The sequence below is a fragment of the Nocardioides litoris genome, assembly GCF_006346315.1.
Taxonomy (GTDB): Bacteria; Actinomycetota; Actinomycetes; order Propionibacteriales; family Nocardioidaceae; genus Nocardioides; species Nocardioides litoris.
Map to the genome: position 1 here is coordinate 685000 of NZ_VDMR01000001.1, position 24908 is coordinate 709907.

27 protein-coding genes, 3 tRNA genes and 2 pseudogenes are annotated in these 24908 nt (G+C 74.9%); 19 read left to right on the plus strand and 13 right to left on the minus strand.

Going from position 1 to position 24908, the window contains the following annotated elements:
• Positions 1–96: 96 nt before the first annotated feature.
• The 8 genes from FJQ57_RS03395 (at position 97) to FJQ57_RS03430 (ending at position 6085) form a co-directional block, all read left to right on the plus strand.
• On the plus strand, positions 97–804 hold the full coding sequence (locus tag FJQ57_RS03395; RefSeq protein WP_139977807.1) for an energy-coupling factor ABC transporter permease: 708 nt from the start codon (positions 97–99) through the stop codon (positions 802–804).
• Positions 801–1130 carry a PDGLE domain-containing protein gene (locus FJQ57_RS03400; protein ID WP_139977808.1) on the plus strand — a complete coding sequence of 110 codons (330 nt, stop codon included), beginning with the start codon at positions 801–803 and terminating at the stop codon, positions 1128–1130. Before FJQ57_RS03395 ends, FJQ57_RS03400 begins: the two co-directional genes overlap by 4 nt.
• Positions 1131–1134: 4 nt before the next feature.
• Positions 1135–1815, plus strand: coding sequence for a cobalt ECF transporter T component CbiQ (gene cbiQ / locus FJQ57_RS03405; protein WP_139977809.1), 681 nt, complete (start codon positions 1135–1137; stop codon positions 1813–1815).
• Positions 1812–2618 carry an energy-coupling factor ABC transporter ATP-binding protein gene (locus FJQ57_RS03410; RefSeq protein ID WP_139977810.1) on the plus strand — a complete coding sequence of 269 codons (807 nt, stop codon included), beginning with the start codon at positions 1812–1814 and terminating at the stop codon, positions 2616–2618. Before cbiQ ends, FJQ57_RS03410 begins: the two co-directional genes overlap by 4 nt.
• The gene (locus tag FJQ57_RS03415; protein WP_139977811.1) at positions 2615–2863 is read left to right on the plus strand and encodes a DUF3618 domain-containing protein; all 249 of its coding nucleotides are present in this window, start codon (positions 2615–2617) and stop codon (positions 2861–2863) included. Before FJQ57_RS03410 ends, FJQ57_RS03415 begins: the two co-directional genes overlap by 4 nt.
• Before the next feature lie 41 nt (positions 2864–2904).
• Entirely contained in the window at positions 2905–3204 is a 300-nt protein-coding gene (locus FJQ57_RS03420; RefSeq protein WP_139978982.1) for a GroES family chaperonin, read from the plus strand.
• A 47-nt stretch (positions 3205–3251) separates the two neighbouring features.
• Positions 3252–5681 carry a penicillin acylase family protein gene (locus tag FJQ57_RS03425; protein WP_139977812.1) on the plus strand — a complete coding sequence of 810 codons (2430 nt, stop codon included), beginning with the start codon at positions 3252–3254 and terminating at the stop codon, positions 5679–5681.
• Positions 5682–5797: 116 nt separating this feature from the next.
• Entirely contained in the window at positions 5798–6085 is a 288-nt protein-coding gene (locus FJQ57_RS03430; RefSeq protein ID WP_139977813.1) for a hypothetical protein, read from the plus strand.
• A gap of 17 nt (positions 6086–6102) precedes the next feature.
• On the opposite strand, the gene FJQ57_RS03435 is transcribed toward FJQ57_RS03430, so the two are convergent.
• On the minus strand, positions 6103–6561 hold the full coding sequence (locus tag FJQ57_RS03435) for a hypothetical protein (protein ID WP_139977814.1): 459 nt from the start codon (positions 6559–6561) through the stop codon (positions 6103–6105).
• 132 nt (positions 6562–6693) lie between these two features.
• On the opposite strand from FJQ57_RS03435, the gene FJQ57_RS03440 reads away from it, so the two are divergent.
• A complete protein-coding gene (locus FJQ57_RS03440; RefSeq protein WP_139977815.1) occupies positions 6694–7377 on the plus strand; it encodes a hypothetical protein in 684 nt (227 codons plus the stop codon).
• Between the two features lie 112 nt (positions 7378–7489).
• On the opposite strand, the gene FJQ57_RS03445 is transcribed toward FJQ57_RS03440, so the two are convergent.
• The 4 genes and pseudogenes from FJQ57_RS03445 to FJQ57_RS03455 all read right to left on the minus strand — a co-directional run bounded on the left by FJQ57_RS03445 (position 7490) and on the right by FJQ57_RS03455 (position 9692).
• Positions 7490–7876: a universal stress protein gene (locus FJQ57_RS03445; RefSeq protein ID WP_139977816.1), complete on the minus strand. Its 387-nt coding sequence runs from the start codon at positions 7874–7876 to the stop codon at positions 7490–7492.
• Positions 7877–7922: 46 nt separating this feature from the next.
• Complete coding sequence (locus FJQ57_RS23215) at positions 7923–8156, minus strand: hypothetical protein (protein WP_246081563.1); 234 nt, start codon at positions 8154–8156, stop codon at positions 7923–7925.
• Between the two features lie 68 nt (positions 8157–8224).
• A pseudogene (locus FJQ57_RS23740) lies at positions 8225–9429 on the minus strand (tripartite tricarboxylate transporter permease); the annotation flags it as partial.
• An 11-nt stretch (positions 9430–9440) separates the two neighbouring features.
• Complete coding sequence (locus FJQ57_RS03455; RefSeq protein WP_170219253.1) at positions 9441–9692, minus strand: tripartite tricarboxylate transporter TctB family protein; 252 nt, start codon at positions 9690–9692, stop codon at positions 9441–9443.
• A 164-nt stretch (positions 9693–9856) separates the two neighbouring features.
• On the opposite strand from FJQ57_RS03455, the pseudogene FJQ57_RS23745 reads away from it, so the two are divergent.
• The 3 genes and pseudogenes from FJQ57_RS23745 to FJQ57_RS03465 all read left to right on the plus strand — a co-directional run.
• A pseudogene (locus FJQ57_RS23745) lies at positions 9857–9961 on the plus strand (hypothetical protein); the annotation flags it as partial.
• Positions 9962–10115: 154 nt separating this feature from the next.
• The gene (locus FJQ57_RS03460; protein WP_170219255.1) at positions 10116–11054 is read left to right on the plus strand and encodes a TAXI family TRAP transporter solute-binding subunit; all 939 of its coding nucleotides are present in this window, start codon (positions 10116–10118) and stop codon (positions 11052–11054) included.
• A 102-nt stretch (positions 11055–11156) separates the two neighbouring features.
• On the plus strand, positions 11157–11600 hold the full coding sequence (locus tag FJQ57_RS03465; protein ID WP_139977819.1) for a ferritin-like domain-containing protein: 444 nt from the start codon (positions 11157–11159) through the stop codon (positions 11598–11600).
• 63 nt (positions 11601–11663) lie between these two features.
• On the opposite strand, the gene FJQ57_RS03470 is transcribed toward FJQ57_RS03465, so the two are convergent.
• Positions 11664–11739, minus strand: a tRNA-Lys gene (locus FJQ57_RS03470).
• A gap of 93 nt (positions 11740–11832) precedes the next feature.
• Positions 11833–13431, minus strand: coding sequence for a phytoene desaturase family protein (locus FJQ57_RS03475; protein WP_139977820.1), 1599 nt, complete (start codon positions 13429–13431; stop codon positions 11833–11835).
• Between the two features lie 102 nt (positions 13432–13533).
• Between FJQ57_RS03475 and FJQ57_RS03480 the strand changes: the two genes are divergently transcribed.
• The 4 genes from FJQ57_RS03480 to FJQ57_RS22225 are packed head-to-tail and all read left to right on the plus strand — an operon-like array spanning position 13534 to position 17804.
• Positions 13534–14487: a pirin family protein gene (locus FJQ57_RS03480; RefSeq protein ID WP_139977821.1), complete on the plus strand. Its 954-nt coding sequence runs from the start codon at positions 13534–13536 to the stop codon at positions 14485–14487.
• Positions 14488–14515: 28 nt separating this feature from the next.
• Positions 14516–15346, plus strand: coding sequence for a hypothetical protein (locus FJQ57_RS03485; protein ID WP_139977822.1), 831 nt, complete (start codon positions 14516–14518; stop codon positions 15344–15346).
• A gap of 11 nt (positions 15347–15357) precedes the next feature.
• On the plus strand, positions 15358–17265 hold the full coding sequence (locus tag FJQ57_RS03490) for a penicillin acylase family protein (RefSeq protein WP_139977823.1): 1908 nt from the start codon (positions 15358–15360) through the stop codon (positions 17263–17265).
• Positions 17262–17804, plus strand: coding sequence for a GNAT family N-acetyltransferase (locus tag FJQ57_RS22225; protein ID WP_170219256.1), 543 nt, complete (start codon positions 17262–17264; stop codon positions 17802–17804). Before FJQ57_RS03490 ends, FJQ57_RS22225 begins: the two co-directional genes overlap by 4 nt.
• A 79-nt stretch (positions 17805–17883) precedes the next feature.
• Here the strand turns inward: FJQ57_RS22225 and FJQ57_RS03500 are convergent.
• Both FJQ57_RS03500 and orn read right to left on the minus strand, forming a co-directional pair.
• Positions 17884–17959 (minus strand) — tRNA-His (locus FJQ57_RS03500).
• Positions 17960–18012: 53 nt separating this feature from the next.
• Complete coding sequence (gene orn, locus FJQ57_RS03505; protein ID WP_281284222.1) at positions 18013–18666, minus strand: oligoribonuclease; 654 nt, start codon at positions 18664–18666, stop codon at positions 18013–18015.
• Positions 18667–18772: 106 nt separating this feature from the next.
• On the opposite strand from orn, the gene FJQ57_RS03510 reads away from it, so the two are divergent.
• Together FJQ57_RS03510 and FJQ57_RS03515 are read left to right on the plus strand one after the other, a co-directional pair.
• Positions 18773–19495 (plus strand): DsbA family protein, encoded by a 723-nt coding sequence (locus FJQ57_RS03510; protein ID WP_139977824.1) that lies wholly within the window; start codon positions 18773–18775, stop codon positions 19493–19495.
• A gap of 76 nt (positions 19496–19571) precedes the next feature.
• Complete coding sequence (locus tag FJQ57_RS03515) at positions 19572–20606, plus strand: adenosine deaminase (RefSeq protein ID WP_139977825.1); 1035 nt, start codon at positions 19572–19574, stop codon at positions 20604–20606.
• A 27-nt stretch (positions 20607–20633) separates the two neighbouring features.
• Here the strand turns inward: FJQ57_RS03515 and FJQ57_RS03520 are convergent, their stop codons facing one another.
• Positions 20634–21542, minus strand: coding sequence for a helix-turn-helix domain-containing protein (locus tag FJQ57_RS03520; RefSeq protein WP_246081566.1), 909 nt, complete (start codon positions 21540–21542; stop codon positions 20634–20636).
• Positions 21543–21654: 112 nt separating this feature from the next.
• Here FJQ57_RS03520 and FJQ57_RS03525 point away from each other — a divergent pair, with 112 nt between their 5' ends.
• Positions 21655–22353 carry an SDR family NAD(P)-dependent oxidoreductase gene (locus FJQ57_RS03525; protein WP_139977827.1) on the plus strand — a complete coding sequence of 233 codons (699 nt, stop codon included), beginning with the start codon at positions 21655–21657 and terminating at the stop codon, positions 22351–22353.
• 105 nt (positions 22354–22458) lie between these two features.
• Here the strand turns inward: FJQ57_RS03525 and FJQ57_RS03530 are convergent.
• The 3 genes from FJQ57_RS03530 to FJQ57_RS03540 form a co-directional block, all read right to left on the minus strand.
• Positions 22459–22535: transfer RNA gene (locus FJQ57_RS03530), tRNA-Arg, on the minus strand.
• A gap of 18 nt (positions 22536–22553) precedes the next feature.
• Positions 22554–23372, minus strand: coding sequence for a hypothetical protein (locus FJQ57_RS03535; protein ID WP_139977828.1), 819 nt, complete (start codon positions 23370–23372; stop codon positions 22554–22556).
• A 56-nt stretch (positions 23373–23428) separates the two neighbouring features.
• The gene (locus FJQ57_RS03540; RefSeq protein WP_246081567.1) at positions 23429–24880 is read right to left on the minus strand and encodes an aminopeptidase P family protein; all 1452 of its coding nucleotides are present in this window, start codon (positions 24878–24880) and stop codon (positions 23429–23431) included.
• Positions 24881–24908: the final 28 nt, after the last annotated feature.

The following is a 24908-nucleotide window of genomic DNA, read 5'->3' on the forward strand; positions in this document are numbered from 1 at the left end:
GGCAGCTCCTGTCCGGGAGAGGGGTGCTGTTGCGAGGAGTTCGCAGCAACCTATGGTGGGTACCGGCCGCGTCGAACCTAGCCTGAGGAGCAGCCCATGCACGTCCCGGACGGGTTCCTGGACGCCCCCACCTCGGTGGCCACCGGTGTCGTCGCCGCGGTCGGGATCGGCGTCGCGCTGCGCAAGGCCCGCCACGAGCTCGACGACCGCACCGCGCCGCTCGCCGGCCTGGTCGCGGCTTTCGTCTTCGCCACCCAGATGCTGAACTTCCCGGTCGCGGGCGGCACCAGCGGCCACCTCATGGGCGGCGCCATCGCCGCGGTGCTGGTGGGGCCCTGGACCGGCGTGCTGGTGACCAGCGTCGTGTTCGCCGTGCAGGCCCTGCTGTTCGCCGACGGCGGCATCACCGCGCTCGGCACCAACATCGTCCTCATGGGCCTGACGACGGTCGCCGTCGGCTGGCTGGTCTTCCGCGGCCTGCAGGCCGTGCTGCCCAAGACGCTGGGCTGGGTGCCGGTCGCGGCCGGGGTCGCGGCCTTCGTCAGCGTGCCCGTGGCCTCTCTCGTCTTCGTCGGCCTGTACGCCGTCGGCGGCACCGCCGACATCCCGCTCGGCACGCTCACCGGCGCCATGGTCGGGGTCCACCTGCTCATCGGCCTCGGCGAGGGCGTCATCACCTTCCTGGCCGTCGGCAGCATCCTCGCCGTCCGACCTGACCTCGTCCGGGGCGCCTGGCCGGTCCTGGCCGCCCGCACCCTCGAGGTCCGACCGGCCAAGGCCACCGCCACCGGGACCCCGGCGTGACCCGCCGTCCGTCCACCCGCGCGGTCGCCTGGGGCGTCCTGGTCGTCTCGCTGCTGCTCGCCGGCGTCGTCAGCTTCTACGCCGCCTCCACCCCCGACGGACTGACCAAGGTCTCCGAGGACCAGGGGTTCGCCGACACCGAGACCGACCACGCCACCGCCGACAGCCCGCTCGCCGGCTACGACGCCGGCCTCGGCAACGAGCGGCTCTCCGGCGGCCTGGCCGGCGTGGTCGGCGTCCTCGTCGTGCTCGCGCTCGGCAGCGGCGTGACGCTGCTGGTGCGTCGTACGGCGTCCGAGACCGACGACACCGCTCCCCGGGCCTGACCCGGTGGGGGGAGCGCACGGGCACCGTCTGCACTTCCACGGCCACTCGCCGGTCCACCGCGCCCCGGCGCACCTGAAGGTCGTCGCCCTCGTCGTCTACATGCTCGGCGTGGTGGCGCTGCCGCTGTCGTGGTGGCCGGCCCTCGTCGCGGCCGCGCTGCTGCTGGCCGGGGTCGTCGCGTCCAGCCGGGTGCCGCCGACCTACCTGCTCAAGCGGATGGTCGTCGAGACCCCGGTGGTCGTGTCCGCCGTGCTGCTGCCCCTGGTCGCCCACGGGCCGCGCACCGAGCTGCTCGGGGTCGAGGTCAGCGAGTCCGGCCTCCACGCCGGGGCCAAGCTGCTCGTCTCGGCCACCCTCGGCGTGCTGGCCAGCCTGACGCTCGCCGCCACCACCGAGGCCCAGGACCTGCTCCGCGGGCTGACCCGGCTGCGCGTCCCGTCGCTGCTCGTGCAGATCATGGGCTTCATGGTCCGCTACCTCGAGGTCGTCACCGACGACCTGCGCCGGATGAAGGTGGCGCGGGAGTCGCGCGGGTTCTCTGCCCGCGACCCGCGCCAGTGGCCGGTGCTGGCCCGCTCGGCCGGAGCGTTGTTCATCCGCAGCTTCGAGCGCGGCGAGCGCGTCCACCTCGCGATGCTCTCGCGCGGCTACACCGGCACGCTGCCCCCGGGACGAGCCGAGTGAGCACCCCCGTCCTCGACGTCCGGGGCCTGGCCTACGCCTACCCCGACGGCCACCAGGCGCTGTACGGCGTCGACCTGCACGTCCACCGCGGCGAGCGCGTCGCCCTCCTCGGCCCCAACGGTGCCGGCAAGACGACGCTGGTGCTGCACCTCAACGGCGTCCTCACCGCCGGCGCCGGGTCGGTCACCGTCGGTGGGCTGCCGGTCGAGAAGCGCCACCTGGCCGAGGTGCGGCGCCGCGTCGGCATCGTCTTCCAGGACCCCGACGACCAGCTGTTCATGGGCAGCGTCCGCGACGACGTCGCCTTCGGGCCGGCCAACCTCGGCCTGCGGGGCGCCGAGCTCGACGCGCGGGTGCGCCGCGCGCTCGACCAGGTCGGCATGACCGAGCACCTCGACCGGCCGCCCCACCACCTGTCCTTCGGCCAGCGGCGCCGGGTCGCGGTCGCAACCGTGCTCGCCATGGAGCCCGACGTGCTCGTGCTGGACGAACCGTCGTCCAACCTCGACCCCGCCTCCCGGCGCGAGCTGGCCGACATCCTGCGCGCCCTCGACGTCACCGTCTTGATGGTCACCCACGACCTGCCCTACGCCCTCGAGCTGTGCCCGCGCTCGGTGGTGCTGGCCGAGGGCCAGGTCGTCGCCGACGGGGCGACGTACGACGTGCTGACCGACGACGCGCTCATGCGGGCCCACCGCCTGGAGCTGCCGTTCGGCTTCGACCCGCGCACCGTCGACCCCGCGCTCCTCCCGACGGCCCGGGCCGCGCAGCCGGTCGTCGACTCGGATAGCCTGCCCCGGTGAACAACGAGCCCGCCGACCTCGAGCGCGAGATCGAGGCGACCCGGGAGCGCCTGGCCGGCACCATCGACCAGCTGCTCCACCGCTCGCACCCCAAGACGATCGTCAGCCGCGAGGTGGCCTCGATCAAGGGCCACTACGTCGACCTCGGGTCCGGCGAGCCCCGCACCGACAACATCCTCAAGACTGTCGGCATCGTCGTCGGCACCGTCGTCGTCCTCGTGGTGCTCCGGCGCGTCACCCGCTGACCGTGGCGCCGACCGGCGGGGCCGACAAGCACCCCATCAAGATGCTGCACGACCGCGTCCTGTGCGAGGTCGACAGCGAGGCGGGGGAGCGGCGCTCCTCCGGCGGCATCGTCATCCCGGCCACGGCCGCGATGGGCGCCCGGCGGCTCGCCTGGGCCCGCGTCGTCGCCGTCGGGCCGCACGCCCGCGCCGTCGAGGTCGGCGACCGGGTGCTCTTCGACCCCGACGACAAGGCCGAGGTCGAGGTGCACGGCGACACCTACGTCGTCATGCGCGAGCGCGACGTGCACGCCGTCGCCGCCGACCGGCTCGGCGACGAGGCGGCCGGGCTCTACCTCTGAGCCCCGCTCGACCGTAACCACGGTCACACCCCGCGCGTTGGGACGGCATGCGTCGTCTCCTGCCCGCCACGCTCGCGGTCCTGCTGCTGCCCCTGGGCGTCGCGATGCCCGTGGCCCTGCCCGCCGCCGTCTCGACCGGTCAGGCCACCGCGGCGGCCCCCGCTGCCCCGGCCACCACCGCTCCCGCCGAGCGCCGCCGCCCCCGCTACGACGCCACGATCCGGTGGACCCGGCACGGCGTCCCGCACATCCGGGCGCGGTCGTTCGGCTCCCTCGGGTACGGCAGCGGGTACGCCGCCGCGGAGTCGTCGATCTGCACGCTGATGGACACGGTGGTGACCGGCCGCGGCCACCGGTCCCGCTGGTTCGGCCCGGGCGGTGACTACGACGACCAGGTGTCGATGAACGGCACCAACCTCCAGGTCGACACCGTCGTCGGCGACATCCACGCCCGCCGCGTGGTGGAGAAGCTGCTGGCCGGCCGCGCGGGGCCCGGCGCCGAGACGCGCGCGATGGTCAAGGGGTACGTCGCGGGCGTCAACCGCTGGTTGCGCACCCAGCGCGTCACCGACCCGGCCTGCAAGGGCGCCGGCTACCTGAGGCCGACCCTGACCGCCCTGGACCTCTGGTACGGCGTCTACCTGGCCAACCTGCTCGCCTCGACCGGCGTGTTCGTCAAGGAGATCGCCGACGCCGCGCCGCCGACCCTCGGCGACCCGGGCCTGCCCGAGCTGCCGGTCAGGGCCGAGCAGGTCGACGAGGACGCGCTGCTGCGCGCGCTGGGCCGCGACCCGCAGCGCCCCTTCGGCTCCAACGCCACCGCCGTCGGAGGCGCCTCCACCTCCACCGGCCGCGGCATGGTGCTGGGCAACCCGCACTTCCCGTGGCGCGGCCGCTACCGGTTCACGCAGCAGCACCTGACCATCCCCGGCAGGTACGACGTCGCCGGCGCCTCGCTCATCGGCTCGCCCGCGGTCAACATCGGCTGGAACAAGTCCGTCGCCTGGAGCCACACCGTGTCCACGGCCTACCGGTTCACGCCCTACGAGTACCGGCTGCTCGGCCGCACCAGCTACCTGACCACCTCCGGGGTGAAGGAGCTGCAGCGCCGGCCGGTCAAGGTCACCGTCCGTGGCTCCGACGGTCGCCTGCGCACCGTCACCGAGGACGTCTGGCGCACCGACGAGGGCTACGTCGTCGACTCGCCCGCCACGCTGATGCCGTGGAACGCGCTCAGCGTCTGGGCCATCCGCGACGCCAACGCCGAGCACCTGCGCACCGTCGACACCTTCCTGCAGATGGGCAGGGCGACCAGCGTCCGCGACCTGCTGCGCCGCCAGGACCGCGGCGGCGGCATGCCCTGGGTCAACACCACCGCCGCCGACCGCCGCGGCGACGTCCTGTACGCCGACCACTCGGTCGTCCCGCACGTCACCAACGAGATGAAGCAGCGCTGCCTCACCGCGGTCGGCCTCGTCCTCGACCAGGTCGCCGGGCTGCCCGGCCTCGACGGCGGCCGCGCGGGCGGCGACTGCGCGTGGGGCGCCGACGCCGACGCCCAGCGCCCGGGCATCCTCGGCCCGAAGCGGCTGCCCGCCGTCGTGCGCCGCGACTGGGTGGTGAACGCCAACGACTCCTACTGGTTGCCCAACCCCGCCTCCCGGCTCGAGGGCTACCCCACGATCATCGGCTGCGAGCGCTGCGAGCGGACGATGCGCACCCGGATGGTCTCGCAGTACGTCATCGACCGGCTGCGCAGCGGCCGCAAGGAGACGCCGACCTCCCTGGCCCGCCACCAGCACGAGAACCGGGTGCGTGCGGCCGAGGTGATGCGCGTCGGCGGCGACCTCGACCGCGTCTGCGCGGCCACGGGGGAGACGCGGGCGTGCGCGGTGCTGCGCGCCTGGGACGGCCACTCCGACCGGACGTCGGTCGGCAACCACCTCTTCGAGGCCTTCCTGCAGCGGGTGCCGGAGTCCGGGCTGTGGGTGGTGCCGTTCAGCGCGGCCGACCCGCTCGGCACGCCGCGCGACCTGGCAGACGCCAACCCGCAGGTGGTGGCCGCGATGCGCGACGCCATCGCGGCGCTGCGCCGCCGGGGGGTCGCGTTCGACGCGCCCTGGGGCAGCCTGCAGGTCGCCGGCGACCGCGGCGCACCCGCGCTGCCGCTCGGTGGCGGCAACGGCGACGACGCCGGCAACGCCAACGCCCTGGCCGCCTACGAGCCGTCGGCCAACGGCCGCCGCTTCCGCCCGGTCACCTACGGGTCCTCGCACATCCAGGCCATCGCCTTCACCGGCCGGCGCGGCGTCGACGCGCGCACGATCCTCACCTACGGGCAGTCGGAGGACCCGCGCTCGCGCTTCTCCTCCGACCAGACGCGGCTGTTCTCCCAGGAGAGGTGGGTCCGGTTCGCCTGGACCGAGCGGCAGCAGCGGCGCCAGATGCTGCGCGTCGAGCGGCTGCGCGGACGCTGACCGGACGCTGACCGGGGGCTGACCCGGGGGAGGTGCCGTACCACCCCCGCGCGCGGTGCGGCGCCGCGCGCGGGGTGAGCAGACTGGGCGGTCCGTCCACCGAGGAGAGGACCCCCATGTCCAAGCTCACCGTCGCTGTCATCTTCGCCGCCGGGTACGTCGTCGGCGCCCGCGCCGGGCGGGACCGCTACGAGCAGATCCGGGCCCAGGCCCAGAAGGTCGCCGACAACCCGCGGGTCCAGTCCGCTGCGGGCTCGGCGAAGGAGAAGGCCGGCGAGGTCGCCGCCACCGCGGCCGCCGCGGCCAAGGACAAGGCCGCCGAGGCCGTCGACGCCGCCAAGGAGCGGGTCGGCTCCGACCACGCCGACGGGACCGGCGGGCCGAGCACCTCCACGGGCATCTGACGCGCCGCCCGACGGGGTCAGCCGAGGGGCGCGAGCCCGTCCAGCCGCCAGGCCCCGTCGGCGCGACGCAGCGTGGCCCCGAGCGCCGAGGTCGTGCCCCCCGTCGCCAGCTCGACCCGCACGGTCGCGCGGTCGCCGTCGACCTCCGCCGGGGCTGCCACCACGTCGTCGACCGGCTGGGGCTGGGCGGTGCCGTCGAGGCAGCTCGTGACGGCGTACGGCAGGTCCGCGGCGGGGTCGAGCAGCGGCGCCAGGTCGGCGCAGTCGGCGTCCGCCACGGCCCGCACGACCTCCGCCGCGACCTCCTCGGGGCCGGGCCCCGCCGCTCCGGACGGCTGCGGCTCCGGGCCCTGCGACGGCCCGCCGGCCTGCACGCCCACGAACGCCCCGAGGTCGACGACCGCGGCCAGCGCGAGGGCGACCAGCAGCACCGCCCGCGGGCGACCGACCTGGGGGCCTCGGGTCGGTCGGGTCACGACGGGATCGTTCCACCTCGATGTGGCAGGTGGGTCACCTGGGGCGCGACGTTTGCCTCGCGGGGTCGGGGGTAGTCGAGGCGGGCGCCGGTCCTCACCACCGGCACCCTCCCCACCACGAGAGCGATGATCATGCGTCTGTCCCGAGACCTGTCCCGCGGTGTCGCCGCTGCCGGCGCCACCCTCCTGCTCGCCTTCGGCGCCACCGCCTGCGGTGGCGACGAGGAGCCCGAGACCACGGCGTCCGAGGCCCCGAGCGAGACCCCCAGCGAGACCCCGACCGAGTCGGAGTCCACCGAGACCGAGACCCCCACCGAGACCGAGACGGCCGAGTCGGAGGCCCCCGAGCAGGGCGGCGCCTCCGCGGCCGAGATCACGCCGCCGGGCGAGGAGCTGTCGTTCGGCGACACCGCCACCGTGCCGGCCGACTTCGCGGGCAACGAGGGCGTGGTGACCGTGACCGTGACCGGCATCGAGAAGGGGGACCCGGCGATCCTGGAGGGCGTCGAGGGTGGCGAGGGCCAGACCCCGTGGTACATCACCTACGACATCGCCGGGGTCGAGAACGCCGAGGGCCTCGCGGGCCTCAGCCTGAGCGTCGACGGCATCGACGCCGGGGGCACCCCGGGCGCGCAGTTCATCAACTTCACCTCGGGTCCCGCGGGCTGCGAGGACGAGGACGCCCCGACCGACTGGGACGGCGCCAGCTACACCAACTGCAACATCGTGGTCTCCAAGACCCCCATCACCACCGCCGCCTTCGCCGAGGGCGACGACTACAGCCTGATCCTGGGCGAGCCCGTCACCTGGTCCTGAGCGACCCCCACCGCAGACCGCGGACCGCAGGCCCCGTCCGGGTGGACGGGGCCTGCGGCGCTTCCTGACGGTCCCCCGGGGCGGCCCGGCACAGCCGGGTCGCCGCCCCGCGTCAGGGCTTGACGGCCAGCACCGGCACCTCGGACTCGAGGATCACCGACTGCGACACGCTCCCGAGCAGGAGCTTGCCCACGGGGCTGCGCTTGCGCACGCCGATGACGATCAGCGAGGCGTCGAGCTCGGCGGCGCGGGCCAGCACCGTCCCCGCGGCATCGGGGTCGCAGACCTGCTCGACCGTCGCGGGCACGCCGGCTGCGGCCACCCGGGCCTGCAGGTCGGCGAGCTCGTCGGGGGTCGCGGTGCGCTCCTGCAGCGGCTTGTCGGCAGTGGCCACGTTGACGACGTGGGCGGGGACGCCGAGCAGGCCGGCGTACCGCAGGCCCGTCTCGAGCACGGGGTCGGCCGCGGCGTCCGTGGCGAGGGCGATGACGACGGTCATGAGGGGTCTCCTGGGGTCGAGGGGGCGGGGCGTGCGGGCACGGGGGTCAGTCGTCCTCGACGAAGACGACGTCGCGCTTGCGGCGGATCACCGGCAGCACCGAGACGATGAGGGCCACCGCGGCGACGGCGAGCAGGGTGGCCGACAGGGGCCGGGTGATGAACGTCGTCGGGTCGCCCTGGGAGATGAGCATCGCCCGGCGGAAGTTGTCCTCCAGCAGCGGCCCGAGGACGAACCCGAGCAGCAGGGGAGCGGCCTCGCAGCCGCACTGCACCAGCACGAAGCCGAGCAGGCGAAGAACGCGATCATCAGCACGTGGTAGGCGTTCAGGCCCACGGCGTAGGTGCCGATCGAGGCCAGGACGACGATGGTCGGGAAGAGGATCCAGTACGGCGTCTTGAGCATCCGCACCCAGATCCCGATGAGCGGCAGGTTGAGGGCCACGAGCAGGGCGTCGCCGATGAAAATCGACACGATCAGCCCCCACACCAGCTCCGGCTGCTCGTCGATGACCTTCGGGCCGGGCGTGATGCCCTGGATGATGAAGGCGCCGACCATCAGGGCCATCACCGGGTTGGACGGGATGCCGAGGGTGAGCAGCGGGATGAACGACGTCTGGGCGGCCGCGTTGTCGGCCGACTCCGGCCCCGCGACGCCCTCGAGGGCGCCGTGGCCGAACTCCTGGGGGTTGCGGGAGAGCTTCTTCTCCGCGGAGTAGGAGGCGAAGGAGGCCAGGATGTGGCCGCCGCCGGGCAGGATCCCGAGCAGCGTGCCGATCACGGTGCCGCGGCCGACCGGGCCGGGCATCCGCCGGAAGTCGTGCCGGCTGGGCCACAGGCCGCTCACGCCGGACACGAGGCCGCCGCGGCTCTGCGGGTCGCGAAGGTTGCGCAGGATCTCGGCGATGCCGAAGACACCGACGGCGAGCGCGACGAAGCTGACCCCGGAGAACAGCTCCGGGATGCCGAAGGTGAAGCGGGGCTGGCCGGTGTAGGGTCCTGGCCGACGGTGCCGAGCAGGATCCCGAGCGCGATCATCGCCAGCGCCTTCAGCACCGACCCGCGGGCCAGGGCGATCGACATCACCAGGCCGAGCACGACGAGCGCGAAGTACTCCGCCGACCCGAACGACAGCGCCACCTGGGCCAGCGGGGGTGCGGCGGCCGGGAGGACCAGCGTCCCGACCGTGCCGGCCACGAACGACCCGAGGGCGGCGGTGGCCAGGGCGACCCCGGCCCGCCCGCGACGGGCCATCTCGTGCCCGTCGATGGCCGTCACCGCCGAGGAGGACTCGCCGGGCAGGTTGATGAGGATGGCGGTCGTCGACCCGCCGTACTGGGCGCCGTAGTAGATGCCGGCGAGCATGTTGAGCGCGGTCGTCGGGCTGTCGAAGGAGAAGGTGACCGGCAGCAGCATCGCGATCGTGGCGGTGGGCCCGATGCCCGGCAGCACGCCGACCGCGGTCCCGAGGGCCCCGCCGACCAGGCAGAACAGGACGTTCTCCCACTGCAGCGCCGTCTCCAGGCCGAGCGAGAGGTTGGAGAGGAGGTCCACGTCTCGTCCCCTCAGGCGCCGAACAGCGGCAGCCGCAGCTGCAGGCCGACGACGAAGATCAGGTAGCAGGCGACCGTGATGCCGGCGGTCGCGAGGACCGCCTTGACCACGGTGGTCGTCGGTGAGGCCAGGGCGCTGGTGATCGCGGTGGCCGCGATCGCCAGGACCAGGCCTGCGACGGGGACGAGGTAGGCGAAGGCGACGACGGAGCCGAGGACGCAGGCGATGGCCCGCCACGGCAACCGGGTCAGGCCCGGGGTCACTCCCCGCCGCGCACGAAGCCGACCGCGACCGCGATGCCGAGGGCCACGAGGAGGAGGCCGAGGAGGAACGGGAACATGCCCGCGCCCATCTCGCCCCACGACCCGAGGCCGTAGCCGCGGGCGGCGAGCGCGAAGGCGGGCCGCGGCCATGGTGGCCGCGCGCGGTGTCCGTCCGACCGGGTCGGGTCGGTCGCGCCACGGTCTGCGTCGAGGACGACGGTGCCGGGCTGGGCGACGAGGAGCTGCGCCGCGCAGGGGAGCGCTTCTGGCGCTCCTCCCGCCACGCCGACCGCCCCGGGACCGGGCTCGGCCTGGCGCTCGTCGACGCCTTGCCCGGGCCAACGGCGGGTCGATGCGCGTCGAGCGCTCGCGCCTCGGCGGCCTCGCCGTGGTGCTCGACCTGCCCCGGGCGGAGGCCGCGTCGTGAGTCCCGTGACCCGGCTCGACCGCCGGCGGCTGCTGCGCGCGGCCGGCCTGTCGGCCGCGCTCCTCGGCGTCGGCGGGTCGGTGGCCTCGGCGACGCCCCGGTCGCGGGCGCGGCCCGACCTGGTGGTCGCCGGTGGCGAGGTCGGCGGCACCTTCCTGCGCTTCGGGTCGCTGCTGGCCGCCGAGCTGCGGCGCACCGGTGCCGTCGGCGACGTCGACGTGGTCGCCACCGCGGGTTCGGTGGAGAACCTGCGGCTCCTCGCGGCCGGCTCGGCCGACCTCGCCCCGGCCCTGGCCGACTCGTGGGACCCCGCGGTCCGCGGCGTCCGCGCCGTGGCCCGGCTCTACCAGACGACGCTGCACTGCCTGGTGCGCGCCGACTCGCCGGTGCGCGACGTCGCCGACCTGGCCGGCGCCCTCGTCGCCACCGGGCTGGCCGGGTCGGGCACCGCCGAGACCGCCGAGCGCCTGCTGGTCGACCGGCTCGACGCCCGGCTGCGCCCCGGCCCGCGCTCCACGGGTGTGGTCGCCCTCGCCGGCGGGGCCGTGGACGCCCTGCTGTGGTGGGGCGGTCGGCCCTCGCCCGAGCTCCTGGCCGTGGCCCGGACCCACCCCATGCGGGCCCTCGACCTCGCCTCGGTCGTCGACGCGGCCCGGGCCGACGGGGCGGCGTACCAGCGGGTGCGGCTGCCGGGCGACGTCTGGGGCCAGCCCGACGTCGGCATGGCCGGCGTGGCCGCCCTCCTGCTGTGCCGCGCCGACCTCGACGAGGAGGTCGTGCGGCCGCTCGTCGACGTCCTGCTCACCCGCGGCCCGCAGCTGGTGCCGCAGCCCTCCGGCGGCCTGCAGTACCTCGCGCCCGCGAGCCTGTGGGACACCGGCGAGGTCGACCTGCACCCGGCCGCGGCCCGGCGCTACCGGCAGCAGCACGGCTGAGCGGCGGGGCCGGGCGTGGGGTGCGGGTGTCCGGTGGGTGTGCCGTGAGGGCGGCGGCGCGGAGGAAGGTGGTGCCAACACCACCGATCGAAGGAGCTCCAGATGACCGACGACGCCAAGGCAGCCAAGGAACTGGTCGAGACGCTGAAGGACGGGGAGAAGGGCTTCGCCGACGCCGCCGACAAGCTGCGCGACAGCGACCACGCCGCGTGGGCGACGGTCCTGCACCGGCTCTCCGAGCAGCGCAAGGACTTCCAGCGCGAGATCGTCGACCTCGGACACGCCTACGGCGACGACGTGGACAAGAGCGGGACGCTCACCGCGGCCGTGCACCGCGGCTGGCTGTCGTTGAAGGACGCCCTGACCGGCGACAGCGCCGAGGGGGTGCTGAAGGCCGTGCTGACCGGGGAGGACCACGCGATCTCGGAGTACGACGACGCGCTCGAGGAGGACCTGAGCGCCGGCTTCCGCGAGGTCGTCACCCGCCAGCGTGCCGCGGTCGTCGCCGCGCGCGACGAGGTGAAGGCGCTCCAGGTCGCGAGCTAGACCACGCCTCCCGCGCCGGAGACGACCGCAGGCCCTGTCCCGGTGGGACAGGGCCTGCGGTGCTGGTACGCCATCAGGGACTCGAACCCCGAACCCGCTGATTAAGAGTCAGCTGCTCTGCCAATTGAGCTAATGGCGCATGCGTCGAGCGCGAGACGGAACGTTACCAGCGGGCGGCGGGCCCGTGAAATCGCGATCGGGGTGAAGGGGCGTGAGCCGCCTCACCGACCGGTCAGCGTGAGGCGAGGACGGCCTGGGCGGCGTTGTGGCCGCCGAGGCCCGAGACCGCACCGCCCCGGCGGGCGCCGGAGCCGCACAGCAGCACCGCGTCGTGGTCGGTCTGCACGCCCCACTGCTGGGCGGGGGTCTCGAGACGGGCGCGCCCGGCCGCCCACGGCCACTCCAGGTCGCCGTGGAAGATGTGGCCGCCCGGCATGGCGAGGTCGCGCTCGACGTCCTGCGGGATCTTGGCCTCGATGCACGGCCGGCCCTCGGGGTCGCGGGCGATGCAGGTGGCGATCGGGTCGACGAGGTGCTGGTCGAGCGCGGCGAAGGCGCGCTCGACGGCCAGGTCGCGGGTGCCGTCGGGATCGGCGTCGAAGAGCGAGGCCGGGGTGTGCAGGCCGAAGTAGGTCAGGGTGTGGGTGCCCGGCGGCACGTCGCCCAGGATGCTCGGGTCGGTCAGCGAGTGGCAGTAGACCTCGCCCGGCAGGACCGTCGGGAGGCGCCCGGCCGCGGCGTCGGCGTACGCCGCCTCGAGCTGGCTGTAGTCCTCGGCGAGGTGCAGCGTGCCGCTGAACGCGGTGGCCGGGTCGACCCCGGAGCGCAGCCGGGGGAGCCGGTCGAGCAGCACGTTGATCTTCAGCTGCGACCCCTCGGGCTTGGTGCCGGGGTCGGGCTCCTCGCCGAGCAGGATGCGCAGCACCCAGGGGGCGACGTTGGCCAGCACGTGGTCGGCGGCGACGGTGTGCTGCGAGCCGTCGGCGGCGGTCCAGGTGACCTCGGCACCGGGACCCGCGGCGTCGGTGCGGATCGCCGAGACGCCCGCCTCGGTCAGCACCTCGGCGCCGGCCTCGACGGCGGTGCGCAGCAGGGCGTCGGTGACCGCGCCCATGCCGCCCACGGGCACCCGCCACTCGCCCGTGCCGTTGCCCAGCAGGTGGTAGAGGAAGCAGCGGTTCTGCACCAGCGACGGGTCGCGCAGGGAGGCGAAGGTGCCGATCAGGGCGTCGGTGGCGACGACCCCGCGCACGGTGTCGTCGCGGAACCGGCGCTCCACGGCCTCGCCCAGCGGCCGCTGCACGACGTCGCGCCAGGTGGTCGGGTCGATGCGCTCGCGCAGGTCGCGCTCGGACGGCAGCGGCTGGAGCAGGGTGGGCGCGACCACCCGGGCCAGCGCGGCCACCTCGGTGTAGAAGCTGCGCCAGGCGTCGTGCTCGGCGTCGGAGCCGGTGAGCTCGGCGAAGGACGCCCGGGTCGGCTCCTTCTCGTTGCGCTCGACCAGCAGCCCGCCGGGCTTCCCGTCGCGCAGCGTGGGCGTGTAGGACGCCGTGCGCCGCGACGACAGGGTGACCTGGAGGTCGAGGTCGGCCATGAGCGGCTCGGGCATCAGCGAGACGAGGTAGGAGTAGCGCGACAGGCGGGTCGGCACGCCCGGGAACGCCGCGGCCGAGACCGCGGCGCCGCCGGTGTGGTCCAGCCGCTCCAGCACCAGCGTCGACAGGCCAGCGCGGGCGGCGTACGCCGCGGCGACGAGGCCGTTGTGGCCGCCGCCCACGACGACGACGTCGTAGCGGCTCCGGCTGCTGCTGGCGGGGGTGCTGGCGCTCACCGGCTCACCGTAGCGAGCCCCGGGAATGTAGAAGCTTCAACTACTGTTGGACCGGACAGCACGCTGGAGCCCGCCGGCGCCGACCCGAGGAGACTGGTGGCCATGCCCGCACAGACCGTCGACGACCTGACCGTCCTGGACCGCATCCCCGCGCCCGGGCTGGGTGACCAGCCGCGTCCGGTGTGGAGCGTGACCACGGCCCCGCAGGGCCACGAGGGGGAGGGGTTCCCGGTGCGCCGGGCCTTCGCCGGCATCGACCTGGCCCGCCTCGACCCGTTCATCATGATGGACCAGATGGGCGAGGTGGAGTACGCGCCGGGCGAGCCCAAGGGCACGCCGTGGCACCCGCACCGCGGCTTCGAGACCGTCACCTACATCATCGACGGCGTCTTCGACCACCGTGACTCCCACGGCGGCGGCGGGTCGATCACCAACGGCGACACCCAGTGGATGACTGCCGGGTCCGGGCTGCTGCACATCGAGACGCCGCCGGAGTGGCTGGTGCAGCAGGGCGGGCTCTTCCACGGCATCCAGCTGTGGGTCAACCTGCCCCGTGACGCCAAGATGACCGCCCCGAAGTACCAGGACATCCGCTCCCGCGAGGTCTCCCTGCTCACGACCCCCGACGCCGGCGCGCTCGTGCGGGTCATCGCCGGAGAGGTCGCGGGCCACGGCGGCCCCGGCGCCACGCACACCCCGATGACGCTCGTCCACGCCACCGTCGAGCCCGGCGCCCGTCTCGAGCTGCCGTGGGACGTCGACTTCAACGCCCTCGTCTACGTGCTCGGCGGCCACGGCTCCGTCGGCGACGGCGACCAGGCCGCCTCCGTCCGGACCGGGCAGACCGCCGTCCTCGGCGCCGGCGACTACCTCACCGTCACCGCCGACGGCAGCCAGGAGAGCCGCTCGCCGACGCTCGACGTGGTCGTGGTCGGCGGACGCCCCATCCGCGAGCCGCTGGCCTGGGCCGGGCCGTTCGTGATGAACACCAAGGACGAGGTCCTCGAGGCCTACCGCTCCTTCCAGCGCGGCGACTTCGGGCACGTCCCGGCCTGAGCCGTCCTGGGCGGGCAGGATGGGTGCCGTGCAGGCGCCCGACCGACCGCTGACCGCCGAGGGCGTGCTCGCCTGGGCCCGTGACCGGGACGCCACGCCCGCGGCGGTGCGGCCCCACCCCCACCCGTTCGAGCAGGACCAGCGGGCCGGTGGCTTCGCCTGCGTCGGGGAGACCCACCTGTACGTCGCCCTGCACGACGGCTCGTCCACCACCCGCTCGCTCGTCGACGTCGACGCCGGCACCGGCGTCGACGGCGTCCTGGACGAGGAGTGGGCCCGGTCCCGGCACCGGCAGCGGGCGCTCGACCCGCGCAGCCTCGGTCCCTGGCAGTCGGTCGCGGTCGCTGCTGTCGAGGCCGGCACGGTCCCGGCCCGCCTGCCCGCGGCCGTGCTCGCCGACCTGGGAGCCGCCGCCTTCACCGAGGCCGACCGCGACCACGCCGACTGGCTCTGGCTGCGCCTGCACCGCAGTCCGCACCCGCCGCTTCGGGCCCTGGCCGGCGACGACCGCCTGCTCGCCCCGCCCCCGCCGCCCGGCCGGGCCGGTCGGCGTACGCACCCGTGCCCGCTGTGCGCCACGCCCGCGCCCCACCTGGACCGCTACCCCCGGGCGGTGTGCGACGAGTGCGCCCGCCGGACCGTCGACCGCCACGGTGCGCCGGTGGTCGGGTGGAACGCCTCGCTCGGCGGCGGGTTCGAGGCCCGCGCTCCCGATGCGGAGGGGGCGCCGGCGGGGTCGGGCGCCGTCAACGACGACGTGACCCGCACCGGCGAGGTCTGGGTCGACGGGCACCCGTGCCGGATGGGCGAGGCGCGGTTCGGGGGCATCGTGGTGGAGGCTGTCGGCGACGTGTCTTAGGGTCACCTCACATGGCCCACGTCTTCCGCGACGCGCACGGCGTCCCGCACGTGCGCGGCCGTGACGTCCTCGACCTGGCCCGGGGCCAGGGGGCGGCGCTGGCGCACGACCGGGCGTGGCAGCTGGAGTGGCTGCGCCGTCGCGCCACCGGCACGACGGCCGATCTCGTCGGGGTCGGCGGCGAGGCCTGGGACCGGTTCGCGGTCCGGGTGCGGATCGCCGACACCGGGCGGCGAGCGCTCGACGCCCTGTCGCCCGAGAGCCGGGCCTTCGTGGCGGCGTACGTCGAGGGCGTCAACGCCGGCCTCGCCGCGACGTCCCGCCCGCCCGAGCTCACCGCCCTCGGCCGCGACGCGCAGCCCTGGGAGGAGTGGACGCCGCTGGCCACGTTCCACGCCCAGCAGGTGATGTTCGCCGACATCGGGTCGCTGCTGTGGGAGCGCACCGCACGCGAGGTGCTCGGCGACGACGCGGCGCTGCTCTCGCACGAGGGTCCGCTGCCCGCGGGCAGCAACGCCTGGGCCGTCGGCGGCGACCGCACCGCGACCGGGCTCCCGCTCGTCGGCGGTGACCCGCACCGCACCTTCGAGTCGCCGGGCGTCTACCACCAGGTGCGTCTCGCCTGCGACGACCCCGACGACGACCTCGACGTGGTCGGCTTCGCCTTCGCCGGGGTGCCGGGCGTGCAGCACTTCGCGCACGCCGGCGAGGTCGCCTGGGCCATCACCAACGCCATGGCCGACTACCAGGACCTCGACGACGTCGGGCCCGACCACGACGGGCCGACCGTGCTGCCCGGCGTCGGGTTCCGCGGGCCCTCCACCGAGCTCGGCGACCTGGGCTTCGAGGCCCTGCTGCCGCTGCTGCGCGCCCGCACCGTCGACGACGTCGACGCCGCGCTCGACCACTGGGTCGAGCCGGTCAACAACGTCGTCATCGCCGACGTCCGGGGCACGGTGCGCTACCGCTGGGCCGGCCGCGTGCCGACCCGCGACGCGTCGGGCGCCTGGACGGGGTGGGTCACCGACGCCCACCGCGTCGACGTCGGCCCCGACGGCCAGGTCGTCACCGCCAACGAGCGCCGCGGGCCCGAGAGCGCCGAGATCGGCCACGAGTTCGCCCCTCTCTTCCGCGCCCAGCGCATCCGCGCGCTGCTCGACGGGCGCACCGGTCTCACCGTCGACGACTTCGCCGCCATCCACGCCGACGACCGGCTCGGTGCCGTCGACGCCCTGCGCGCCCTGGCGCCCGCCCGCTTCGCCGGGTGGGACGGCCGGATGGCGGCCGGGTCGGCCGACGCGGCGGCGTACGCGGTGTGGCGGACGGCCCTGGTGCGCCGGGTCGCCGCCCTCGGGGTCTTCGACGGCCTGCGCGACCGCTCGCCCGACCCGCTGGTGGCGCCATGGTTCGACGTGACGACGTACGTCGCGCTGGCCCTGCCGACGCTCGCCGCCGCCGACCGGCCGTTCGGCATCGACCTGGCCGAGCAGGCGCGCCTGGCCGAGGCCGACCTCGACGCCGCCGAGGCGGCCGGCGAGGTGCCGGCGACCTGGGGTGCGACGCACGTCTTCGACCCCCTCCACGCCTTCGACCTCGCCCCACACCTCCAGGCGCCCGCGGTGCCCGCCGTGCCCGTGGGCGGCGACCTCGACTGCGTGCGCTGCGTGGCGTCGCTGCCCGGCGTCACCGACGTCGCCTACCGCGGCTCGGTGGCCCGCTACGTGTGGGACCTCTCCGACCGCACGGCGAGCGGCTGGGCGGTCCCGATGGGTGCCTCCGGCGTGGCCGGCGACCCGCACCACGTCGACCAGCTGCCGCTGTGGGCCGAGGCCCGGCTCGCGCCCGTGGTCACCGACTGGGCGCGCCTGGTGGGCGACGACGACGTGGACGCCGTGCTCCACGCCCTGGAGGAGTCATGACGCTCGGCCTGCGCCCGCTCGACCCCGCCACCGAGGCCGAGGTCGTGCACGCCTGGGTCACCCAGGAGCGGGCGCGCTTCTGGATGATGCAGGACCACACGCTGGACGAGGTGCGCGAGATCTACCAGTGGATCCACGACCAGCCGACCCACGCGGCGTACCTCGTGCGCGACGGCGACGTGCCCGTCGGGTTGTTCCAGACCTACGACCCGCGGGCCGAGGAGGTGGGGGAGCACTTCCTCGTCGAGCCGGGCGACGTGGGCATCCACCTGCTCCTGGCCCCGCCCGTCGGGGCCGAGCCGCGCCCGGGCTTCACCGCCGAGGTCGCCGCGCTCGTGCTCGGGTCGGTGTTCGCGGATCCCGAGGCGCAGCGGGTCGTCGTCGAGCCCGACGCACGCAACGCCAAGGCCGTCGCCCGGGCCGAGCGGATGGGCTGCACGATGGGTGAGGTCGTGGAGCTCTCGACCAAGCCGGCCCGGCTCGGGTTCCTGCCCCGGTCGGCCTACGTGAGGGTCTTCGCGCAGGACGGTGGGGCGTAGAGGTCGAGCGGGGCTGCCTGCGGGTCGGGGGCGGACGCAGCGGACCCCGGCCCGCTGCTGCGGACCGGGGTCACGGTGCTGGGGTGAGTAACGGGACTCGAACCCGCGACATCCGCCACCACAAGGCGGCGCTCTACCAGCTGAGCTATACCCACCATGCCGGCTCCGCAGGATCACCGCGTGCCGGACGGGGACGAGTGTAGACCGATCAGGCCCCGGACCCGGAATCGGCCCCGGTCGGTCCGGCGGCGCCCGTGAGCGACCCGCCGTGCCGCTCGGCCACGGCGCGCGCGGCGGCGGTGTCGGGGCCGGGCGCGGGCACGAAGACCGTGTCGCGGTAGTAGCGCAGCTCCTCGATGCTCTCCTGGATGTCGGCCAGCGCGCGGTGGTTGCCCTGCTTGGTCGGCGCGGCGTAGTAGGCGCGCGGGTACCAGCGGCGGGAGAGCTCCTTGATGGAGGAGACGTCGACGATCCGGTAGTGAAGGAAGGCGTCGAGGTCGGTCATGTCGCGGGTGATGAAGGACCGGTCGGTCGCCACCGTGTTGCCGGCCAGCGGCGGCCGGCTGTCGGAGGGGCAGTGCTCGCGCAGGTAGGCCATCACCTGCTCCTCGGCCTCGGCCAGGCCCACGCCCCGCTCGAGCTCCTCGAGCAGACCGGAGCTCTCGTGCATCGAGCGCACGAACGGCACCATCTGCTCCAGCGCCTCGGCGGGCGGCTTGATGATGATGTCGACGCCGTCGCCGAGGACGTTGAGGTCGAAGTCGGTGACGAGCGCGGCGATCTCCACCAGCGCGTCGGCGCCGAGGTCGAGCCCGGTCATCTCGCAGTCGATCCAGACCAGGCGTTCGGTGGCGTTGCTCACGACCGGCCACCCTACGTCGTCGCTCTCAGGGCCGGTTCAGACCGGCGGGCTAGCCTGCCGCCGTACGACGGACGAGCAGGTGAGACGACCCGGGAGGGGCCTCGAGGTGGCAAGCAAGGCCAAGGCGCAGACCAAGGCGGCGGAGCGGCAGGAGCGGCTCGAGCAGCTCAAGCGCCAGCAGGCGGCCCAGGAGCGCAAGCGCAACCTGATGGTGGGCGGCGTGGTCGTGCTCGTCGTGGCGGTCCTCGCGGCGACGATCTTCCTGCTCACCCGGGGCGGGGGCGACGACGCCGCGGCGTCCGCCGCCGGCCAGAGCGAGTACGGCGTCACCATCGGCCCGGCCGACGCGCCGACCCAGGTCGTCATCTACGAGGACTTCCTCTGCCCGGCCTGCGGTGCCTTCGAGGCCGCGACCCGCGACCAGCTGGCCCAGGCCGCCGAGGAGGGCAAGGTCCGCGTCGACTACCGCCCCTTCGAGCTGCTCGGCCAGTACGGCGACTACTCGGCCCGCTCGGCCGCGGCGTTCGGCGTCGTGCTGCAGGAGTCGGGCCCGGAGGTCGCGAAGAAGTTCCACGACCTGCTCTACGAGAACCAGCCCGAGGAGGGCGCGTCGTCCTACCCCGACGCCGATGCCCTCATCGACCTCGCGGTCGAGGCCGGCGCCGACGAGGCGGCCGTGCGCCCGGGCATCGAGGCCGGGGAGAACGACTTCTCCGACGGCGCGACGAAGGAGGCCGAGGACGCCGGCGTCCAGGGCACCCCGACCATCTTCGTCGACGGCGAGCGCACCCAGCTCTCGCCCGAGCAGCTGCTCGCCGAGATCGGCTGACCGGGCGCACCGCACGGCTGCACGAAGGCCGGACCCCGGTGGCTCCGGGGCCACGCTCGCTGGCACCATCCGGCGGGTGACCACGACCCCGGAGCCCCACCCCCTCGCCGACGTCGTCGCCGGCCTGCCCAAGGCCGAGCTGCACGTGCACCACGTCGGCTCGGCGTCGGTGCGGATCGTCTCCGAGCTGGCGGCCCGCCACCCCGGCACCGTGCCGTCGGACCCCGACGAGCTGCGCGCGTTCTACGCCTTCCGCGACTTCGCGCACTTCATCGACGTCTACCTCGCCGTCGTCGCGCTCGTCCGCACGCCCGACGACGTGCGCTACCTGACCTACGAGATCGCCCGCGACCTGGCCACCACCCAGTCGGTGCGGTACGCCGAGCTCACCTGCACGCCGTACACCTCAGTGCGCGCGGGTGTGCCCATCGAGGGCTACACCGAGGCGCTCGAGGACGCCCGGGTCGCCGCCGAGCGCGACTTCGGCCTGGTGCTCCGCTGGATCTACGACATCCCGGGCGAGGCCGGCATCCCGGCGGCCGACGACACGCTGTCCTACGCGCTCGACCACCGCACGGACGCGCTGGTCGGGTTCGGGCTGGGCGGGCCGGAGGTCGGGGTGCCGCGCCCGCAGTTCAAGCCGCACTTCGACGCCGCCCGGGCCGCCGGCCTGCACTCGGTGCCCCACGCCGGCGAGACCACCGGCCCCGAGACCGTGTGGGACGCCTTGCGCGAGCTCGGCGCCGAGCGCATCGGCCACGGCACCTCTGCGGCCCGCGACCCCGAGCTGCTGGCCCACCTGGCCGACCGCGCGATCCCGCTCGAGGTGTGCCCGTCGTCCAACATCGCCACCCGCGCCGTCGCCTCGCTCGCCGAGCACCCGCTGCGCACGTTCGTCGACGCGGGGGTCGTGGTGACGATCAACTCCGACGACCCGCCGATGTTCGGCACCACCCTCAACCGGGAGTACGAGATCGCGGCCGACCTGCTCGGCCTCGACCTGCCCGGGCTGGCCCACCTCGCGCGCGCGGCCGTGGCGGCGTCGTACGCCCCCGAGGAGGTCAAGGTGCGGATCCTCGACGAGGTCGCGGCGTACGTCGAGCGCGCCTAGGCCCCGCCCCGGCCGCACCAGCGGCCCCTAGACGGGCTCGGTCTGCTCGGCCTGCTCGGCCTGGTCGGCTTGCCCGGAGGGGGCTGCGACGCGCGACGCCCCGGCGACGAGGGCGAGCCGGAAGCGGCTCTCGTCCTCGGTGCCGGGGGCGGCGGTCATGACCACGATCTTGAGGTCGGCCTCCCCGTCGGTGAGGGTGTCGCAGTCGACGGTGAGCGGTCCGACGGCCGGGTGGTGGACGACCTTGCGGTCCTCGCGGTGCGCGCCGACGGTGCCGGCCGCCCACAGCGTGGCGAACCGCTCGTTGCCCTCCAGCAGGTGGCGCACCAGCGCGGCCAGCCGCGGGTCGTGCGGGTGTCGCCCGGTGGCGCGACGCAGGTCGGAGACGACGGCGCGCTCGGTGCGGGCGGCGTGCTCGACGACGACGGGCCACTGCGGGATGACCGCACCGTCGCCGGCGACCGGGAAGACGCAGCGCGCGAAGCTGCGGGCCACGACCGGCAACCGCGCCGGGTCGCCGAGCAGGGCCGCCCAGCCGGGGTTCCACCAGACGAGCTGCCAGTCGGCGGCGAAGACGGCGACCGCGGCGTCGTCGAGCCGGGACACCAGGCGCAGGACGCCGGGGGAGAGGTGCTCGGAGACCAGGCCGTCGTGGGGCACCGCGAGCGAGGCGAGCCGGAACAGGTGGTCGCGCTCGGCGGTGTCGAGCTGCAGCGCCCGGGCCAGCGCGGCCGCGACCTGGGCCGAGGGCGTGGTGGCCCGTCCCTGCTCGAGCCGGACGACGTAGTCGACCGAGACGCCCGCGAGCTCGGCCAGCTCCTCGCGGCGCAGCCCGGTCGCCCGTCGCCCGTGCCGCGCCGGCAGGCCGACGGCCTCCGGAGGCAACCGGTCGCGCCAGGCGCGGAGCGTGGGGCCGAGCTCGGTCGGGGAGGTCACCCCTCGATCATGCCGCGGCCGGGGCCGGGGGCCGACCCGCCAGGGTGGTACGCCGACTCCTACCGTCGAGGCGTCCCTGGTGGCCCGCTCGCCGGCGCCGCAGGGTGGAGTCATGACCACCACCTTCATCACCGGGGCCAACAAGGGCCTCGGCCTCGAGACCGCCCGCCGCCTGGTGAACCTCGGCCACACCGTCGTCCTCGGGGCGCGCGACCCGGAGCGCGGCGCGGCCGCCGCCGCCGACCTCGGGGTCCGCTTCGTGCGCATCGACGTCACCGACGACTCCTCCGTCCGGGCCGCGGCCGCCGACGTCGAGGCGCACGAGGGCCACGTCGACGTCCTCGTCAACAACGCCGGCATCCCGGGCGCGGCGGTCGACGCCGAGGCGCTCACCGGCCGCGACGTCCTCGAGGTCCTCGATGTCAACGTCGCGGGCGTCGTGCGCACCACCACGGCCTTCCTGCCCCTGCTGCGCCGCTCGCCGGACCCCGTCATCGTCAACGTCAGCAGCGGGATGGGCTCGCTCGAGCACACCCACGACCCCGACCGGGCCGAGTCGCAGGTCATCGCCCCGGCCTACACCGCCTCCAAGGCCGCCCTGACGATGCTGACCACGCAGTACGCCAAGGCGCTGCCCGACGTGCGGGTGAACGCCGCCGACCCCGGCTACACCGCCACCGACCTCAACGGGCACAGCGGCCCGCAGACGGTCACCGAGGGCACCGACGCGGTCGTGGCCCTGGCCACCGAGGGACCCGGGCACGGCTCGGGCCGGCTCGTGGACCGCCACGGCGAGACCGCCTGGGGCTGAGCGGGGCGCCGGAGGCGGCACCCGGCTCGGCGCCCCGTTCGCGCCCCGTTCGCACCTCGTGCTTGCGCCCCCGGTGACCGGGGGGACCTGCGGTCACGACCTGGGTGGCGCCCCCGGCAGGACTCGAACCTGCGACCAGGACATTAGAAGTGACCCGCTCTGTCCAGCTGAGCTACGGAGGCCGGCGAGGCCGAGGATAGTCAGGCGAAGGCGTCGACGACGCGCGAGGCCTGGGTCTCGGCGAGCGCGGGGAGGGTGCCGAGGACGCTCGCGGCGTCCTGGCCGACGACGTAGCCGCCGACGACCGAGACGAACCGGCCGTCGAGGAGCGGCGCGGCGACGAGCTGGAAGACGACGGGGACCTGCTGGCCGCCCGCGGTGATGGTGCCGGAGGCCTCGATGGCGGCCTGGTCGGAGGCGCCGCTGACCGGCGTCGAGTCGTCCACTGTGATCTGCAGGTCGATCGTCACGCCGTCGTCGTCGGTGGTCTGCACCGACGTGCACTGCGCCAGGGTCTCCTTGAAGGTGGCGAAGGCCTCGAGGACGGCGCCGGCGTCGGCGTAGGCCTCGACCTGGCTGTTGATGGTGGTCTGGCCGGAGTCGGACTGCAGGCCGAGGTCGGTCTCGGCCTCTTCGTCGGGGTCGGAGCCGAGGGCGTCGCTGAACTCGCCGACGTCGCCCAGGCAGGTGTCCCCGAACGGGCCGTCGTCGGCGTCGCCGCCGTCCTCGCCGTCGTCGGCCTGGGGTGTGAAGCCGGCGGGCAGGTCGGCCGGGGTGAGCAGCAGGGCCTCGAGGTCGGCCTCGGTGGGGACGGCGCCGGAGCCGCCATCCTCGGAGTCGCTGGTGGCCTCCGAGGAGGGCGCGTCCGAGGTCGGCGCGGCCGAGGAGCTCGAGCTGCGGTTGTTGTCGGCGTCGCTGTCGTCGTCGCCGCCGCCGCACGCGGCGAGCGAGAGGCCGAGGACGAGCGCGGCGCTGGCGGACGCCGTACGGCGCAGGACGGTGCGGGGGTGGGAGGTCACGCGCCGGACCCTAGGAGGCGGGGCGTGCGCCCGCACCCTCCCTCGGTGGGGCGTGCTCAGCGACGGTGCTGGTCCATCCAGGCCTCGACGTCGTCGGCGGTGCGGGGGAGCGAGGCCGAGAGGTTGCGGGGGCCGTCGTCGGTGAGGAGCACGTCGTCCTCGATGCGGATGCCGATGCCGCGGAGGTGCTCGGGGGCGAGGAGGTCGTCCTCCTGGAAGTACACGCCGGGCTCGACGGTGAGCACCATGCCGGCCTCGAGCGTGGCCTCCTTGTAGGCCTCGGGAGCGGCGCGGCCGCAGTCGTGCACGTCGAGGCCGAGCATGTGGCTGGTGCCGTGCAGGGTCCAGCGGCTGTAGACCTTCGAGTCGGGGTCGAGGGCCTCCTCGGCGCTCACGGGCAGCAGGCCGAGGTCCTCGAGCCCGAAGGCGAGCACCCGCATCGAGGCGTCGTGGATGCCGGCGAAGGGGCGGCCGGGCACCGCCGCGGCGATGCCGGCCTCCTGCGCGGCCAGCACGAGCTCGTACAGCTCGCGCTGCAGGGCGGTGAAGCGGCCGTCGACGGGCAGGGTGCGGGTGACGTCGGCGGTGTAGAGCTCGCGGCCCTCGACGCCCATGTCGAGCAGCAGCAGCTGGCCCGGGAGGACCGGGCCGTCGTTGTCGATCCAGTGCAGCGTGGTGGCGTGCGACCCGGCGCCGACGATGGAGTCGTAGCCGATGTCGTTGCCCATCGCGCGGGCGCGCCGGAAGAACGTGCCCTCGATCCAGCGCTCACCGAACTCCAGCACCCGGTCCCACTCGGCGACGGAGTCGGCGAACCCGAGCGCGGTGATGTCGCAGGCCTCCTGCAGCTGGTCGACCTCCCAGTCGTCCTTGACCAGGCGCAGCTCGGAGACCACGCGGGCCAGGTCGGCGTCGAGGCCATCGTCGCCGGGCACCTGGCGGTCGACGTCGGCGGAGACCCCGCGGTGCACCCGGGTCTTGCCGGGCCGGGCGAGCACGTCGGGCAGCTCGTCGACGTGCTTGACGGTCATGCCGAGCCGGTCGGCGAGCTCGCCGAGCGAGGGCCGCTTGCCGGCCCACAGGGCGCCGTACGCGCGGTCGCGGAAGAACTCGTCGCTGTCGCGGCCCGACCGCGGGCGGGCGTAGAGGACCGACTCGCCGTCCTCGACGACCAGCACGGCGTCGGTGGTCTGGTTGCCGGTGAGGTAGACGTGGCCGGTGTCGACGCGGAAGCGGTAGTCGGTGTCGTTCGAGCGCACCTTGAACCCGCCGCCGGGCAACACCAGCCGCTCGCCCGGGAACGCCGCGGCGAGCCGCTCGCGGCGCTGCGCGGTCCGCTCGACGAACGACGCGGGCGGCACGACGTCCTCGCGGTCGTCCCAGCCCTCGCGCATGAACGCGGCGTACGCCGCCGGGACGGCCGGGTCGTGCGACTCCACCTTGAGCGCCTCGGTGCCCTCGGGCAGGGTCTCGTCAGGGGTGCCGGTCGCGGGGGTCTGCTCGCTCACGCCAGCCGACTGTACGCCGGGTGGGCCG